The following is a 15,099-nucleotide window of genomic DNA, read 5'->3' on the forward strand; positions in this document are numbered from 1 at the left end:
GCGCTGGCCATACTAGGGAGCCGATCATCCGATCGGGGCCGGAACGACGCAGCGGGGACGAACGGGGGTGGCCCGGGTGAGCACCGGCAACGGCCGGACGACGGCACCCGTCCGGCGGGAGGAGGCGCCCGTCCCGGCCCTGCCCGAACCCCCCGCCACGGTCACCCGGGTGTCGGTGCTCGCCCCCACCACGCGCGCCGACCTGGCGCTGCCGGGCGACGTCCCGGTCGGCGAACTGCTGCCGGTGCTGGTCGAGCTGACCGACGCCGACGTCGTCCGGCCCGCCCCGACCACCTGGAGCCACCCGCCCGTCCGCAGCGCCGACCGGGCGGGCGCCACCGGCTGGACGCTGGCGCCGCTGGGTCGTGCCCCGGCCGACCCCCGCCTCACCCTCGACGAGCTCGAGGTCCTCGACGGCGACCAGCTCGTCCTGCGCCGCCGCGAGGACGCCGCCCCGGCCCCGCTCTACGACGACGTCGTCGACGCCCTCGCCGAGTCCCGCAGCGGCGGTCGGGTCTGGGACGCCGGGTGGGCGCACCGCTTCGGCCTGCTCGGCGGCGTGGTCGCGGGGGCGACGCTGCTCGGGGCCCTGCTCGCCGCCGGACGCGGGCCGGGCACGGCGTCCGGTGCGGTCACCGCCGTGGCGGCGGCGCTGGTCGCCCTCGCCGGGATCGCGCTGGCCGTGACGGCGCCACGCGCGGCCCGGCGCCCGGGTCCGGCGGCCGTGCTCGTCGGCCTTGCGAGCGCCGCCGCGGCGGTCTGCGGCCTCGCTCTCGTCCCCGGTCCCGACGGGGCCCCGCTCACGTCGGGGCTCGGCGGCGCCCACCTGCTCGTCGCGTCGGCGCTCGCCCTGGTCGCGGCCGGCACCGTCCTGCTCGCCGCGTCGCGCCTCGACCGGGTCGCGCTCGCGGTCGGCACCGGGTTCGCGACGGCGGCCGTGCTCGGCACCGTGACCGGCGCCGTCACCACGGTCGCGGGCGCGGTCACGGCGGCGCGCGGCGCGGGCCCGGTCGAGCCCGCCGCGGTCGCGGCCGGCGCCGGCGCGCTGGCCCTGGTCGTGCTGTCGCTGCTCCCCCGGCTGGCCGTCCTGCTCGCGCGGCTGCCGCTGCCCGAGGTCCCGCTGTCCACCAGGGACGGCGACGGCGGCGCGGGGAGCGGTGCCCCCGACGACCCCCCGGGCGACGCGGCGGCGCTGGATCGGCGGGCGGAGCGGGCCCACGCCCTGCTCACCGGGCTCGCGGCGGGCACGGTGGCGGTCCTGGTCGTGGCCGTGGCGGTCCTCGGCCTCGCGCCGGCACCCGGCTGGCGCGGCACCGTCGGCGCCGTGCTCGGGGCACTGCTCGTCGTGCTCGCCGCGCTCCGTTCGCGCAGCTACGCCCACGCCGCGCCCGCCGCGGTCCTGCTCTCCGGGGCGATCGTCGCGGCCGGCGGGATCGGCGTCGGCGCCGTGGCCGCCGCCCCGCCCGGCGCCGGTCGCCTCGGGATCGGCCTCGCGGCGGCGGTGCTCGGCGCGGCGGTGGTGCTCCTCGGCGCGGTCGGCCCGCGGCGACGGGCCTCCCCCGGTGTCCGGCGCGCGGTGGACCTCGCCGAGGGCGTCGCGATCGCCGCGGTCGTCCCGTTGGCCTGCGCCGTCGCCGACCTGTTCGCCGTGGTGCGGCTGCTGTGACCCCGACGGGCCGCAGGCGCGCGGTGCTCGCCGTCGTCCTGACCGCAGGGTCGCTGGGTCTGCTCGCGCCGGGGCTCCCGGTCGCCGCCGCACCCGCCGTCGGGACGGCGACCCCGGTCGCGCCGCCCGCCCCGCCCGCCGCCGACCCGGCCGCGCTCGCGGCGCTGCCACGCGCCCCCGACGCCCTGCCCGGGCTGACGTCCCTCGGCCCCTGCCCGGCCGGGGTGGCGCCCGACCCGTTCGACGCCCTCACCCCCGAACCCGACGCCGTGCCGGGCGCGAGCGGGCGGGGCGTGCTCGTCGCGGTCGTCGACTCCGGGGTGGCCGCCCACCCGCGGCTCGCGGGCGGCGTGGTCGACGGCGGTGACTTCGTGGCCGGCGGCTCCGCCGAGGACGACTGCGACGGGCACGGCACGGCCGTCGCGGGGATCGTGGCCGCGGCACCCGGGGCCGACGACGGCGTCGTGGGGGTCGCCCCCGGCGCCCGCGTCCTCGCCGTGCGCGCCGACACCGCCTGGTCCCGCACCGCCACCGGCGGGGCCGGCGACGAGGCCGTCCTCGCCCGGGCGGTCCGCGCGGCCGTCGCGGTCCCGGGCGTGCGCGTGCTGACCCTCGCGGTCGCCGCCTGCCGACCGGGCGCAGCCCTCGTCGGCGGGACCGGACCCGCCGTCGGGGCCCTGCGGGCCGCGATCCGCGACGCCGTCGCCCGCGACGTGGTGGTCGTGGCGGCGGCCGGCAACGTCGGGCCCGCCTGCCCGGCGAACGACCCGGCGTCGGCGGCGCAGCGGGTGGTCACCGTGCCGGTCCCCGCGTGGTTCGGCGTCGACCCGACCGAGGTGCTGACCGTCGGCGCCCTCGACGACGACGGCACGCCGGACCGCGCCTCGTTGGCCGGGCCGTGGGTCGGGCTCGCGGCGCCCGGCCGGGTCCCCGCCGCGCTCGACGCCCGGAGCGCCGGGCTCACCGCCGACCTGACGTTGCCGGGATCGGCGCCCGCGCCCGTCGTCGGGACGAGCTTCGCCGCCGCGCGGGTCGCGGGCGCGGCGGCACTGCTGCGGGCCCGCTTCCCCACGCTGTCCGCCGCCGAGGTCGTCGCGCGCCTGCGCGGCACCGCGGCGCCGGTCGCCGGGGCGGCGCCCGCCGCCGTCGGCACCGGCGCCCTCGACGTCGCGGCGGCCCTCGCCGGTGCCCGCCCAGCGGAGCCCGCACCCGTGTCCGCGCCGGTCGCGGGTGGGGGCACGGGGAGGGCGGCCGTCGTCGGCCTCGCCGTGCTCGTCGCGGTGCTCGCCGGGGTCGTCGGGGTCGTGGTCCGGCGGCGGAGGCGGTCGTGAGCGGACCGCGGACCGGGGAGCCGACGCTCGGTCCGTTACCCCTGACCGGGGTGCTGCTCGCCCAGGTCGGGCTCGCGTCCGCCCTGGGGCTGCTCGCGCTCGGTGCCGGTCTCCCCGTCGCCGGGGTGGTCCTCTCCCTGGCCCTCGTCGCCGGTCTCGTCCGGGTGCGCGGTGAGCTGCTCGGGACGTGGGCGGTCCTCGCGCTCCGCCACCGCGCCCGACCGCGCGAGGTCCCCGGCTCCGATCCCGACGAGGGGGTGGGGCTGCCCGCCGTCGACGCGGCGGTGGGCCCGCTCGTCGTCGTCGACACCGTCGACCACGACGGCCGCGCGATCGCGCTGCTCGGCGGGGAGGACGGTGCGTGGAGCGCCGTCCTCGTGCCCGAGACCGACGGCCTGCCGTTGCTGCTCGACCCGCCCGACGGCGGGGCCGGCGGAGAGGACGGGGTCGGCGGCGGACCCGGTGGTCTGCCGGTCGGGGCACTGGCGGGCACGTTGTCCGACCGCGGCGTCGTCGTCGACGCCGTGACGGTGGTGCGGCACGTGCGGCCGGGCGCGCCCACGGGACCCGCCCGCGACGCGCACCGCGAGGTCCTCGGCCCGCTGTCCGACGCCGCGCACCGGAGCACGTGGCTGGTGGTGCGCTTCGACCCGCAGCGCTGTCCCGAGGCGGTGACCGCGCGGGGCGGCGGGGTGCTCGGGGCGCGCCGGGCGCTCGTCGGCTCCCTCGCCCGGATCGGCCGGGTCCTCGCCGACCACGGCGTGCCGGTCCGCCCGCTCGACGGCGTCGGGGTCCGGGAGGCGGTCGCCGTCGCGGCCGGCACCGACCTCGACCGCACGCCGGGCGGCGTGCAGGAGCGCTGGGACGCCGTGGTGCTCGGGGAGGTCGGGCACGCCACCTGGTCGGCGGCCGCGCTGCCGGAGGCGTTCGACCTCGACGCCCTCGTCGCGCCGGACGCGGTGTCCACGGTCGCCCTCGCCCTCGTCGCCGAGGACGACCCCGCCGAGGTGGGCCTGGACCTGCACGTCCGGGTCACCGGGCTCGGGCCGACCGACGTCGTCACCGCCGGCCGCGGGCTCGTCGCCGCCGCCCGGGCCCGCGGCGTGCACCTGGACCCGCTGCACGGCCGGCAGTCGTCCGGCCTGCGCGCCACCCTGCCCGTCGGCGGAGCCCGATGACCCGCCGCGCGCCCGCCCGGCGTCCTCCGACGCTGCGGCGCCCGGTCGACTCCCTCGGCGGGGTCCGCGCGCCCGTGACGCCCGCCGGGGTGGTGCTCGGCGCCGACGCGGCCGGGGAGCCGGTGAGCCTCGCGGTGCTGCGCCCCGTCGGGACCCGCATCGTCGTCCTCGGGGCGTTCCACCTCGCGCGGCAGATCGCGCTGCGGACCGTCGCCCAGGGCGCACGCCTCGCCGTCACCACGGGGCGGGCGGCGGCCTGGGAGCCGATCGCGCGGGCCGCCGACGACCCCGACCGTGTCCGCGTCGGGGCGGACGTCGACCTCGCGGACCCGGACGAGCGGACCCCCGGCGACACCGACACCCTGCTGACCGTGCGGGACCGCGGCGCCGCCCCGGTGGGGCCGGGTGCCACCGCCGCCCCGTGGCGTACCGCGCTGCTGGTCCTGCCCTCGCTCACCCCGGCCGTCGCCGACGCCGCGGACGACGCCGACGTCGTGCTCCTCGGCCGGATGCCACCGCAGGAGGCCGACCTCGCGACCCGGCTGTGGCGGCTGACCGACCCGATGGCCGAGACCCTGCGGACGCTGCCGGACCACGGCGTCGTCGCACTCGGCCGCAACCTCTGGCGCCGGCTCGACCTCGTGACCGCCGACCGGGAGAGCGCGCTCCTGGGGCCCGTGCGCCGCGCCTGAGTCAGCGGTCGAGCGTGCGCACCGCGCGGGTGGCGGTCGCCCGCGCGGCGAGCGCACCGTCGTCGGGATAGTCGACCCCGACGAGCCGCAGCCCGTGGGCCGCCACGACATGGATCTCCGACGAGCGGCGGGCCGCCGTGAGCAGCGACGCCGGCCAGTCCACGGGTCGGCGTCCCTCGCCGACCGCGAGCAGGGCGCCGACCAGCGAGCGCACCATGGAGTGGCAGAAGGCGTCGGCCGACAGCCGTGCCTCGACGACGTCGCGCTCGCCGTCGAGCGGGTGCCACGTCAGGTGCTGCAGCTCGCGGATCGTGGTGGCACCGGCGCGGGGGCGGCAGAACGCGGCGAAGTCGTGCTCACCGAGCAGTGACCGGCTCGCCGCCCCCATCGCCGCGACGTCCAGCGGGCGCGGCCAGCGCAGGGTGTCGCGGGCGCGCAGCGGCTCCGGGCCGGACGGGGCGGTGCAGACGCGGTAGGCGTAGTGCCGGCGGACGGCGGAGAAGCGGGCGTCGAACCCGCCGGGGGCGACGGCCGCACGGTGGACGCGGACGTCGGGCGGGAGCATGCGGGCGAGGCGACGCACCAGGCCGTCGGGGACGGTGCCCCCGTCCGCGAGCAGGGCGTTGCCGGGCACCACGTCGGTGTGCACGACCTGCGCGTCGGCGTGCACGCCGGCGTCGGTGCGGCCCGCGACGGTGAGCGCCACCGGCTGCCGGGCGAGGGTCGTCAGAGTCTCCTCGAGCACGCCCTGGACGGTCCGCAGCTCCGGCTGTCGGGCCCACCCGGCGAAGTCGGTGCCGTCGTAGGCCAGGTCGAGCCGCAGCCGCACCGGGGCCGGAGACGCCCCGGGCCCGCCGTCGTGGTCGACGGCGGGCCCGGGGTGGTCGTGCTCGGGAGCGGGTCCGGTCAGGACTCGTCCTTCTTGGTGTCGTCGGTCGAGAGACCCGCGGCGTCCGCGGCGTTCTCCGCCATGGGCTCCGGGACCTCGTCGGCCTCGGTGTCCGTGGACGACGCCGTGTCGGTGGTCGCCCCGGATCCGCCGCCGACCTCGGTGGTCGTCGCCTCGGCCGTGGTGGCCTCCTCGGCCAGCACCGGGGTGTCGGCGTCGGTGCCCACGGCCTCCTCGGCCGCCGCACCGTCGGCGGTGGTGTCGTCCGACTCCGCGGCGGCGATCGTCGCCGCGGTGGCGGCCGCGCCGGTGGCCGCGCCGCCGACCTCGGTCTGCCGCGATGCTGCCGAGCGGGTGGCCGCCGACGCCTCGGTCGAGGCCAGCTTCTCGTTGACCAGCTCGATGATCGCCATCGGAGCGTTGTCGCCCTTGCGCGGCAGCGTCTTGATGATGCGCGTGTAGCCACCGGGACGGTCGGCGAAGAACGGCCCGATCTCGGCGATCAGGCGGTGCACGACGTCCTTGTCGCGGATCACCGTGGAGATCTCGCGACGGTTGTGGAGGTCGCCCTTCTTCGCCTTCGTGATGAGGCGCTCGGCGTACGGGCGCAGGCGCTCGGCCTTGGCGCGCGTGGTGTGGATCCGGCCGTGCGTGAAGAGCGACGTGGCCAGGTTGGCCAGCATCAGCTTCTGGTGCGCGGGGGATCCGCCGAGGCGGGGGCCCTTGGTGGGCTGGGGCATTCTCGTGCTCCTGTCTCAGGCGCCTTTCCTCCCCGGGCCCTCGGCGAGGGCCCGGGGAGGGGGCAGTACGTCAGAGCTCTCGCGTGAACTAGAGCTGCTCGGTCTCGGCGTAGTCCTGGCCGTCGTCGTTGCCGAACGACCCGTACCCGCCGCCCTCGCCGTAGGACTCGTAGCCCTCCGACGGGTAGTCGGACGCGGCCGCGCTCGGGTCGAACCCGGGCGGGCTGTCCTTCAGGGCCAGCCCGAGGCCGGCCAGCTTCATCTTGACCTCGTCGATGGACTTCGCACCGAAGTTGCGGATGTCCAACAGGTCGGCCTCCGAGCGGCCGACGAGCTCGCCGACCGTGTGGATGCCCTCCCGCTTGAGGCAGTTGTAGGACCGGACCGTGAGGTCGAGGTCCTCGATGGGCATCGCGAACGCGGCGATCGAGTCGGCCTCGGCGGGCGAGGGCCCGATCTCGATGCCCTCCGCGTCGACGTTGAGCTCGCGGGCCAGACCGAACAGCTCGACGAGCGTGCGGCCGGCGGACGCGATGGCGTCGCGCGGGGTGATCGAGGGCTTGGTCTCGACGTCGAGGATCAGCTTGTCGAAGTCGGTGCGCTGCTCGACGCGGGTCGCCTCGACCTTGTAGCTGACCTTCATCACCGGCGAGTAGATCGAGTCGACCGGGATGCGGCCGATCTCGGCGCCGGAGGCCTTGTTCTGGGCGGCGGGGACGTAACCGCGGCCACGCTCCACCACCAGCTCGACCTCGAGGCGGCCCTGGTCGTTCAGGGTCGCGATGTGGAGGTCCGGGTTGTGCACGGTCACGCCGGCGGGCGGGACGATGTCCCCCGCCGTCACCGTGCCCGGGCCCTGCTTGCGCAGGTACATCGTCGCCGGCTCGTCCTCCTCGGAGCTCACGACGAGCTCCTTGAGGTTCAGGATGATGTCGGTGACGTCCTCCTTCACCCCCGGGACGGTGGTGAACTCGTGGAGGACCCCGTCGACCCGGATCGAGGTCACGGCCGCGCCCGGGATGGACGACAGCAGGGTCCGCCGCAGCGAGTTGCCGAGGGTGTAGCCGAAGCCCGGCTCGAGCGGCTCGATGATGAACCGCGACCGGGTCTCGTCGACCGGCTCCTCCGAGAGGGCCGGGCGCTGGGAGATCAGCAAGGTCTTTCCTTCCGATGCTCGGGCATCCGCTATTTGATGCCGAACGGGGAGCCCGACCCGGCAGGATCGCCGGGTCGGGCCGGTCGTGCTACTTCGAGTAGAACTCGACGATCAGCTGCTCGGACACGGGCGTGTCGATCTGCGCCCGCTCGGGCAGCTGGTGCACGAAGATGCGCAGCGTCTCCGGGACGACCTGGAGCCAGCCGGGGACCGGGCGGTCGCCGAACGACTCCTTCGCGTCCACGAAGGGCAGCATGTTCCGCGACTTGTCGCGGACGTCGATGATGTCGTACTGCGTCACCCGGAAGCTGGGGACGTCCACCTTCTGGCCGTTGACCAGGAAGTGGCCGTGCCCGACCAGCTGGCGGGCCGCACGACGGGTGCGGGCCAGGCCGGCGCGGTAGACGACCGAGTCGAGGCGCGACTCGAGCAGGCGCAGGAACTCGTCGCCGGTCTTGCCCTCGCGACGGTTCGCCTCCTCGTAGTACTTGCGCATCTGCTTCTCGAGGACCCCGTAGGTGAAGCGGACCTTCTGCTTCTCCTGGATCTGCATGAGGTACTCGGATTCCTTGATGCGGATCCGACCGTGCTGCCCCGGGGGGTACGGGCGGCGCTCGAAGGACTTGTCGCCGCCGACGAGGTCGACCTTGAGGCGACGGGACTTACGGGTGACGGGACCGGTGTAGCGAGCCATCTCTCTTCTCTCCTCTCGCCCTAGACCCGGCGCCGCTTGGGCGGGCGGCAGCCGTTGTGCGGCTGGGGCGTGACGTCGGAGATGGTCCCGACCTCGAGGCCCGCGGCCTGCAGCGAACGGATCGCGGTCTCACGACCGGACCCCGGGCCCTTGACGAAGACGTCGACCTTCTTCATGCCGTGCTCGGCCGCCTTGCGGGCCGCGTTCTCGGCGGCCATCTGGGCGGCGAACGGCGTCGACTTGCGCGAGCCCTTGAAGCCGACGTGGCCGGCGGAGGCCCACGCGATCACCGCACCGGTCGGGTCGGTGATCGAGACGATGGTGTTGTTGAAGGTGCTCTTGATGTGGGCCTGGCCCTGGGAGATGTTCTTCTTCTCCCGGCGGCGCACCTTCTTGGCGCCCGCGGCGCCGGTACGAGTCCTGGGTGGCATGCAAAAACTCCTGAGGTGATCGGGCCCCGCCTACTTGCGGGTGGCCTTCTTCTTGCCGGCGACGGTCTTCTTCGGACCCTTGCGCGAGCGGGCGTTGGTCTTCGTCCGCTGGCCGTGGACCGGGAGGTTCCGCCGGTGACGCAGGCCCTGGTAGCTGCCGATCTCGACCTTGCGCCGGATGTCCGCCTGGACCTCACGACGCAGGTCACCCTCGACCCGGAGGTTCTGCTCGATGAACGAACGGATCGCCGCGGCGTCCGAGTCGCTCAGGTCCTTGCTCCGCAGGTCCGGGTCGATGCCCGTCTCGCGGAGGATCTCCTTCGACCGGCTGCGGCCGATCCCGAAGATGTAGGTCAGCGCGATCTCCATCCGCTTCTCGCGGGGGAGGTCGACGCCGGAAATGCGTGCCATGTGGCGACGTACTCCTCGTGTCGTTCGGGAGGTCTGGTTCCCCGTCCGTCCCGACGACCGCTGTCGTCGGGCCCCGGCCTCCCGCCGGGGGTGGTTCCGCCGGGACTGTGCCGGCGTAGGTACGGGGGTGTGCTCACCCGGGCGGACCCGGGTGCGTGGGCGTCAGCCCTGGCGCTGCTTGTGACGCAGGTTGTCGCAGATGACCATGACCCGCCCGTGACGGCGGACCACCTGGCACTTCGCGCAGATTCGCTTGACGCTCGGCTGGACCTTCACGATCTCGTCCTCGCTGCCTGGTTACTTGTAGCGGTAGACGATGCGACCGCGCGACAGGTCGTACGGCGAGAGCTCGACCACGACCTTGTCCTCGGGGAGGATTCGGATGTAGTGCTGCCGCATCTTGCCGCTGATGTGCGCCAGGACCTTGTGCCCGTTCTCGAGCTCGACCCGGAACATCGCGTTGGGCAGGGGCTCGACGACCCGGCCCTCGACCTCGATGGCGCCGTCCTTCTTCGCCATGTCCTCCGCACTCTCGCGCCGCCGTGGATCCCGCGTCTCCCGGTACGGTCCGGGGCACGCACTCACCGCGGCGGCTTCGTCGTCCCGCCGTGCCACCGCCACGCGGGTGCGTGGCGGATCGGGTGCGTGACGAGGTGCCGGACCGCACCGGCCCGATCAGGCTCGTGAGGAACGGCACGACACGCGCACCAGCTCCTCAGTGTACGCGGGGCGTGTCGGGGCCCCGGTGGCCGGGTGTCCCCGCCGGCCGAGGAGTCAGCATTGACCGTTTCTCGGCCCGACGACACGATGTCGACCACCCGAGCATCGAGGAGGAGCACGTGGACGTCGAGGGTGTCGTCGCACTGGTGACCGGAGGGGCGTCCGGCCTCGGCCGGGCGACCGTGGAGAAGCTGCACGCGCAGGGTGCGTCGGTGGTGATCGTCGACCTGCCGTCCTCGGCGGGCGCCGACGTCGCCTCGGGCCTCGGGGAGCGGGCGGTGTTCGCGCCCGCGGACGTCACCGACCCGGAGCAGGTCACCGCGGCGATCGACGCCGCGGCCGGGCTGGGCACGCTGCGCGTCGCGATCAACTGCGCGGGCATCGGGAGTGCGCACCGCACGGCGGGCCGCAAGGGCCCGTTCCCGCTCGAGGACTTCACGCGGGTGCTGACCGTGAACCTGGTCGGCACGTTCAACGTCATCCGGCTGGCCGCCCAGGCCATGAGCGAGAACGGGTCGCTCACCGACCCCGGCGTGGACACCGGCGACCGCGGGGTCATCGTCAACACCGCCTCGGTGGCGGCCTTCGACGGCCAGATCGGCCAGGCGGCCTACTCGGCCTCCAAGGGCGGCATCGTCGGGATGACGCTGCCGATCGCCCGGGACCTCGCCTCGCTCGGCATCCGGGTCTGCACGATCGCTCCCGGGCTGTTCCACACCCCGCTGTTCGCCACCCTGCCGCAGGAGCACATCGACTCGCTCGGCGCCCAGGTCCCGCACCCGTCGCGTCTGGGCGACCCGACCGAGTACGCCGCGCTCGCCGCGCACATCGTCGAGAACCCGATGCTCAACGGCGAGACGATCCGGCTCGACGGCGCGATCCGGATGGCGCCGAAGTAGCGGCGGCCCCGTCCGTCCCCGCTACGCGCGGGGGCGGACCGTCGCCCGGCCGAGTCCCCCGAGGGCGAGCGCCACGCCCCACGGGCCGGCCACCCAGATCCACCACGGGTACACGACGGCCGCGGTCCCGACCGAGACCGCCAGCCAGATCACCACGTTGACCAGGCTCACCGTCGCCCAGACCGCGACCGCGCCCCGACCGGAGCCGCACGGCCCCGGCGGGGCCATCGGCATCGCCGGGAGCGCCGGTTCCCGACGGCGGGTCGGGGCGGGTCGCGCCGGGGCCGCCGACCGCGGCAGGTCGGCGAGCAGCGGCGTGAGGTCGTCCCGGACGACGGCGGCGTGCGCGGCCCGGACACGCTCGTCGTACTCGGCGAGGGTCAACCGGCCCTCGCCGTGCGCCGCGACGAGCCGTTCCGCGACCTGCTCGCGCTCGGCGTCCGACACCCGTACCGCGCCCTGCTCCGTCATGACGGCCTCCCCGGTCGTTCGTCCTACCGGGAGAGTACCCAGATAGCGGAGAGTTCAGCTATCCGTCTGCGCCGTTACCATCGGACTCGGTCTCCGCGGCGGCCGTCAGGACCCAGGGGCCGTGGTCCGTGACCGCCACCGTGTGCTCCCAGTGGGCGGCCCGCCCGCCGTCGAGCGTGACCACGGTCCACTCGTCGTCGAGCTCGTCGGTCTCCGGGTCGCCTGCGGTGAGCATCGGCTCGACCGCGAGCACCATCCCCTCCCGCAGGCGCAGCCCGGTGCCGGCGCGGCCGACGTTCGGCAGGAACGGCTCCATGTGCATCTCGGTGCCGATGCCGTGGCCGCCGTAGTCGGCGACGATCCCGAACGGTCCGCCGTCCGGCCGCCGGTGCCGTGCCACCTCGCCCTCGATCGCGTGGGACACGTCGCCGAGCCGGTTGCCGGGGCGGACCTCGGCGATGCCGGCCCACATCGACGCCCGGCACGCCGCCGACAGCGCGGCGTCCTCCGGGCGCACGGCACCGACGTGCACGGTGACGGCCGCGTCGCCGTGCCAGCCCTCGAGGATCGCGCCGCAGTCCACGGAGAGCAGGTCGCCGTCGGCGAGGACGGTGGTCGCCGCCGGGATGCCGTGGACGACCTCCGCGTTGACCGACGCGCAGATGCTGCCCGGGAAGCCGTGGTAGCCCAGGAAGGACGGCACCGCGCCCGCCTCGCGGATCGTGGTCTCGGCGAGCTCGTCGAGGTCCTTCGTCGACATCCCGACCGCGGCCGCGGCGCTCACGCGCTCCAGGGCCGTGGCCACCACGAGGCCGGCGGCCCGCATCGCCTCGATCTCACCGCGGCTCTTGAGCTGGATCTCCGAGCCGATCCGGCCGCCGGACAGGCGTCCGGCGACCCGCCCGAGTCCGGCGGTCACGTCCGCGAGTCGCCCCCCGGCGAGACCACCGGCGCCCACGGCGGGTCAGTCCTCCGGCTCGTCGGCCAACGCGTCCGTCGCCCGGTCGGTGACCTCGTCGACGGAGCCCATGGCGTCGACCTTCACGAGGATGTCGCGGTAGTACTCGACCAGCGGGGCGGTCTGCTGGCGGTAGACCTCCTGCCGGTTGCGGATGACGTCCTCGGTGTCGTCGGAGCGCCCCCGCGCGGTGAGGCGCTGGATCAGTTCCTCGTCGTCGACCTCGAACAGCAGGACCGCGTCGAGCCGCTGGTCGAGGTCGTCGAGGACCTTCTTCAGCTCGTCGGCCTGCGAGGTGTTGCGCGGGAAGCCGTCGAGGAGGAAGCCCTCCGCGGCGTCCGGCTGGGCCAGCCGGTCCTTGACCATCGCCACCGTGACCTCGTCCGGCACCAGGTCGCCCGCGTCGACGTAGCGCTGGGCCTCCTTGCCGAGCTCGGTCTCGTTCTTCATGTTGTCGCGGAAGAGGTCGCCGGTGGAGATGTGCGGAGCACCGAGCCGCTCCGACAGCCGTGCCGCCTGCGTGCCCTTCCCGGCGCCGGGCGGTCCCACCAGAACGATCCTCATGTCCACTCCTTCTCTGCGGCGACCCTCGTCGGACGCCCGTCCATCCTGCCCGGGGGACGCCTGCGGCGCTCCCCGTCGAGAGGGCGGGGATCGACCCGGTCGTCAGCGCAGGAAACCCTCGTAGTTGCGCTGCATCAGCTGACTCTCGATCTGCTTCACGGTGTCGAGGCCGACACCGACCATGATCAGCACCGCGGTCCCGCCGAAGGGGAAGTTCTGGTTCTGACCCTGGCCCGTGATGCCCAGGAAGAAGTTCGGGAGGACAGCGATGATGCCGAGGTAGATCGATCCCGGCAAGGTGATCCGCGACAGCACGTACTGCAGGTACTCGGCCGTCGGTCGCCCCGGCCGGATGCCCGGGATGAAGCCGCCGAACTTCTTCATCTCGTCGGCGCGTTCCTCGGGGTTGAACGTGATCGCGACGTAGAAGTACGTGAAGAAGATGATCAGCGCGAAGTACAGGACGATGTGCACCGGGTTCGACTGGTTCGCGAGGTAGTTCTGCACGAAGACCGCGAACCCGGACGTCGAGTTGCCCACGAGCCGCGACAGCAGGTCGGGCAGGTAGAGCAGTGACGAGCCGAAGATGACCGGGATGACGCCGGCCTGGTTGACCTTGAGCGGGAGGTAGGTCGACGTCCCGCCGTACATCCGCCGGCCCACCATGCGCTTGGCGTACTGCACGGGGATGCGGCGCTGGCCCTGCTCGACGAACACGACGCTCGCGATGATGGCCAGGCCGAACACGCAGACCACGGCGAACACGAGGCCGCCGGAGCTGGACAGGATCTGCTGGCCCTCGGCCGGGATGCGCGCGGCGATCGAGCAGAAGATCAGCAGCGACATGCCGTTGCCGACGCCGCGCTCGGTCACCAGCTCGCCGAACCACATGATGACCGCGGTGCCCGCCGTCATGACGAGCACGATCACGGCGAGGTCGAAGATGCCCGCGTTCGGCAGGATCGGGAACTGGCTCGGGTCGCAGTTCTGGAAGAGCTGGCCGCGGTCGGCGAGCGCGACGATGCCGGTCGACTGCAGGATCGCCAGCGCGATCGTCAGGTACCGCGTGTACTGCGTGAGGGTGCCCTGGCCGGACTGCCCCTCCTTCTTCAACTGCTCGAACCGCGGGATGACCACGGTGAGCAGCTGAACGATGATGCTCGCGGTGATGTAGGGCATGATGCCCAGCGCGAAGATCGACAGCTGGAGCAGCGCTCCGCCGGAGAACAGGTTGATCAGGGCGTAGACGCTCTGGGAGTCGCCGCCCTCGACCTGGCGCAGACAGGCCTGCACGTTCGTGTAGGAGACACCGGGCGCCGGGAGGGTGGCGCCCAACCGGTACACCGCGACGATGCCGAGCGTGAACAGGATCTTCTTGCGCAGGTCCGGCGTCGCCAGCGCGGACCGCACGGGGCCGAGCACTCGGACCTCCAGCTGGTCGTCGATTGCAGGCCCCGCCGCGCGGCCGGGTGACCCCGACCGCCGCGGCCGACACCCCGGGAACCGGGGCGGTCCGAGAGACGCGGACCGGCCTCGGCCGAGGGTAACAGCAGGGGGTTTCCGCCCACGGGGCGGCGGGCAGCGGCGGGGAGGACCCCGGAGACGCGGACGGGCCCGGAGGAGCTCGGGTGAGCTCCTCCGGGCCCGGGTGGCGCGGTGGTGGACCTACAGGACGGTCGTCGTCCCGCCGGCCGCACCGATCTTCTCGGAGGCCGCGCCGGAGAACGCGTGCGCGCTCACCTGCAGCGTCACCGAGCCGAGGTCGCCCTCGCCGAGCACCTTCACCGGGTGCCCGGCACGGACGGCGCCGGCGGCGACGAGCTCGGCCGGGCCGACCTCGCCGCCGTTCGGGAACAGCCGCGCGAGGTCGCCGATGTTGACGACCTGCGCGACCACCTTGTTGCGGTTGCGGAAGCCCTTGAGCTTGGGCAGGCGCATCTGGAGCGGCATCTGCCCGCCCTCGAAGCGCGCGGGCACGTTCTTGCGGGCGCCCGTGCCCTTGGTGCCGCGACCGGCGGTCTTGCCCTTCGATGCCTCACCGCGACCCACACGGGTCTTCTCCGTCTTGCTCCCGGGAGCCGGACGGAGGTGGTGGAGCTTCAGGGGTGCGTCAGCCATGTCAGACCTCCTCGACGGTGACGAGGTGCCGCACGGTGTGGACGAGGCCGCGGTTCTGCGCGTCGTCCGGCCGCGTGACCGTGGCGCCGATGCGACGCAGGCCCAGCGTCCGCAGGGTCTCGCGCTGGTTGCGCTTGCCCCCGATCGTGGACTTGATCTGCGTGACCTTCAGCTCGGCCAT

Annotated in this window: 19 protein-coding genes; 5 read left to right on the top strand and 14 right to left on the bottom strand. The window is 74.7% G+C overall.

Features of this window, described 5'->3' with window-relative positions:
* The first annotated feature begins 76 nt into the window (after positions 1 to 76).
* The 4 genes from eccD to QSK00_RS01985 are packed head-to-tail and all read left to right on the top strand — an operon-like array spanning position 77 to position 4,867.
* Complete coding sequence (eccD, locus tag QSK00_RS01970) at positions 77 to 1,666, top strand: type VII secretion integral membrane protein EccD (protein ID WP_285586901.1); 1,590 nt, start codon at positions 77 to 79, stop codon at positions 1,664 to 1,666.
* On the top strand, positions 1,663 to 2,997 hold the full coding sequence (locus QSK00_RS01975) for a S8 family serine peptidase (RefSeq protein WP_285586904.1): 1,335 nt from the start codon (positions 1,663 to 1,665) through the stop codon (positions 2,995 to 2,997). The genes eccD and QSK00_RS01975 overlap by 4 nt, the downstream gene beginning before the upstream one ends.
* A complete protein-coding gene (locus tag QSK00_RS01980) occupies positions 2,994 to 4,175 on the top strand; it encodes a type VII secretion protein EccE (RefSeq protein WP_285586907.1) in 1,182 nt (393 codons plus the stop codon). The genes QSK00_RS01975 and QSK00_RS01980 overlap by 4 nt, the downstream gene beginning before the upstream one ends.
* The gene (locus QSK00_RS01985; protein WP_285586910.1) at positions 4,172 to 4,867 is read left to right on the top strand and encodes a serine/threonine-protein kinase; all 696 of its coding nucleotides are present in this window, start codon (positions 4,172 to 4,174) and stop codon (positions 4,865 to 4,867) included. The genes QSK00_RS01980 and QSK00_RS01985 overlap by 4 nt, the downstream gene beginning before the upstream one ends.
* Before the next feature lies 1 nt (position 4,868).
* Here the strand turns inward: QSK00_RS01985 and truA are convergent, their stop codons facing one another.
* From truA to infA, 8 genes are all read right to left on the bottom strand, one after another.
* Positions 4,869 to 5,696, bottom strand: a complete 828-nt coding sequence (truA, locus tag QSK00_RS01990) for a tRNA pseudouridine(38-40) synthase TruA (protein WP_285586913.1) — start codon at positions 5,694 to 5,696, stop codon at positions 4,869 to 4,871.
* 77 nt (positions 5,697 to 5,773) lie between these two features.
* A complete protein-coding gene (gene rplQ / locus QSK00_RS01995) occupies positions 5,774 to 6,496 on the bottom strand; it encodes a 50S ribosomal protein L17 (RefSeq protein WP_285586917.1) in 723 nt (240 codons plus the stop codon).
* A gap of 88 nt (positions 6,497 to 6,584) precedes the next feature.
* Positions 6,585 to 7,652 (bottom strand): DNA-directed RNA polymerase subunit alpha, encoded by a 1,068-nt coding sequence (locus QSK00_RS02000; protein ID WP_285586919.1) that lies wholly within the window; start codon positions 7,650 to 7,652, stop codon positions 6,585 to 6,587.
* An 88-nt stretch (positions 7,653 to 7,740) separates the two neighbouring features.
* A complete protein-coding gene (gene rpsD / locus QSK00_RS02005) occupies positions 7,741 to 8,346 on the bottom strand; it encodes a 30S ribosomal protein S4 (RefSeq protein ID WP_285586922.1) in 606 nt (201 codons plus the stop codon).
* A gap of 20 nt (positions 8,347 to 8,366) precedes the next feature.
* Entirely contained in the window at positions 8,367 to 8,777 is a 411-nt protein-coding gene (gene rpsK, locus QSK00_RS02010; RefSeq protein WP_285586925.1) for a 30S ribosomal protein S11, read from the bottom strand.
* A 30-nt stretch (positions 8,778 to 8,807) separates the two neighbouring features.
* The gene (gene rpsM, locus QSK00_RS02015; RefSeq protein WP_179795256.1) at positions 8,808 to 9,188 is read right to left on the bottom strand and encodes a 30S ribosomal protein S13; all 381 of its coding nucleotides are present in this window, start codon (positions 9,186 to 9,188) and stop codon (positions 8,808 to 8,810) included.
* A gap of 162 nt (positions 9,189 to 9,350) precedes the next feature.
* Positions 9,351 to 9,464 (bottom strand): 50S ribosomal protein L36, encoded by a 114-nt coding sequence (gene rpmJ / locus QSK00_RS02020; RefSeq protein ID WP_018330934.1) that lies wholly within the window; start codon positions 9,462 to 9,464, stop codon positions 9,351 to 9,353.
* A 21-nt stretch (positions 9,465 to 9,485) separates the two neighbouring features.
* On the bottom strand, positions 9,486 to 9,707 hold the full coding sequence (infA, locus tag QSK00_RS02025) for a translation initiation factor IF-1 (protein ID WP_018330933.1): 222 nt from the start codon (positions 9,705 to 9,707) through the stop codon (positions 9,486 to 9,488).
* 320 nt (positions 9,708 to 10,027) lie between these two features.
* Between infA and QSK00_RS02030 the strand changes: the two genes are divergently transcribed.
* Positions 10,028 to 10,807, top strand: a complete 780-nt coding sequence (locus QSK00_RS02030; protein ID WP_285586935.1) for a 3-hydroxyacyl-CoA dehydrogenase — start codon at positions 10,028 to 10,030, stop codon at positions 10,805 to 10,807.
* 21 nt (positions 10,808 to 10,828) lie between these two features.
* On the opposite strand, the gene QSK00_RS02035 is transcribed toward QSK00_RS02030, so the two are convergent.
* The 6 genes from QSK00_RS02035 to rpmD all read right to left on the bottom strand — a co-directional run bounded on the left by QSK00_RS02035 (position 10,829) and on the right by rpmD (position 15,099).
* Positions 10,829 to 11,278: a DUF1707 SHOCT-like domain-containing protein gene (locus tag QSK00_RS02035; protein ID WP_285586937.1), complete on the bottom strand. Its 450-nt coding sequence runs from the start codon at positions 11,276 to 11,278 to the stop codon at positions 10,829 to 10,831.
* Between the two features lie 58 nt (positions 11,279 to 11,336).
* Positions 11,337 to 12,197: a type I methionyl aminopeptidase gene (gene map / locus QSK00_RS02040; protein WP_285586939.1), complete on the bottom strand. Its 861-nt coding sequence runs from the start codon at positions 12,195 to 12,197 to the stop codon at positions 11,337 to 11,339.
* 45 nt (positions 12,198 to 12,242) lie between these two features.
* Positions 12,243 to 12,800: an adenylate kinase gene (locus QSK00_RS02045; protein WP_285586941.1), complete on the bottom strand. Its 558-nt coding sequence runs from the start codon at positions 12,798 to 12,800 to the stop codon at positions 12,243 to 12,245.
* Between the two features lie 102 nt (positions 12,801 to 12,902).
* Positions 12,903 to 14,222, bottom strand: a complete 1,320-nt coding sequence (gene secY, locus QSK00_RS02050) for a preprotein translocase subunit SecY (RefSeq protein WP_285586944.1) — start codon at positions 14,220 to 14,222, stop codon at positions 12,903 to 12,905.
* A gap of 243 nt (positions 14,223 to 14,465) precedes the next feature.
* Positions 14,466 to 14,918, bottom strand: coding sequence for a 50S ribosomal protein L15 (gene rplO, locus QSK00_RS02055; RefSeq protein ID WP_285586946.1), 453 nt, complete (start codon positions 14,916 to 14,918; stop codon positions 14,466 to 14,468).
* 1 nt (position 14,919) lies between these two features.
* The gene (gene rpmD, locus QSK00_RS02060) at positions 14,920 to 15,099 is read right to left on the bottom strand and encodes a 50S ribosomal protein L30 (RefSeq protein WP_285586948.1); all 180 of its coding nucleotides are present in this window, start codon (positions 15,097 to 15,099) and stop codon (positions 14,920 to 14,922) included.

Source organism: Actinomycetospora sp. NBRC 106378 (genome assembly GCF_030269685.1).
Lineage (GTDB): Bacteria > Actinomycetota > Actinomycetes > Mycobacteriales > Pseudonocardiaceae > Actinomycetospora.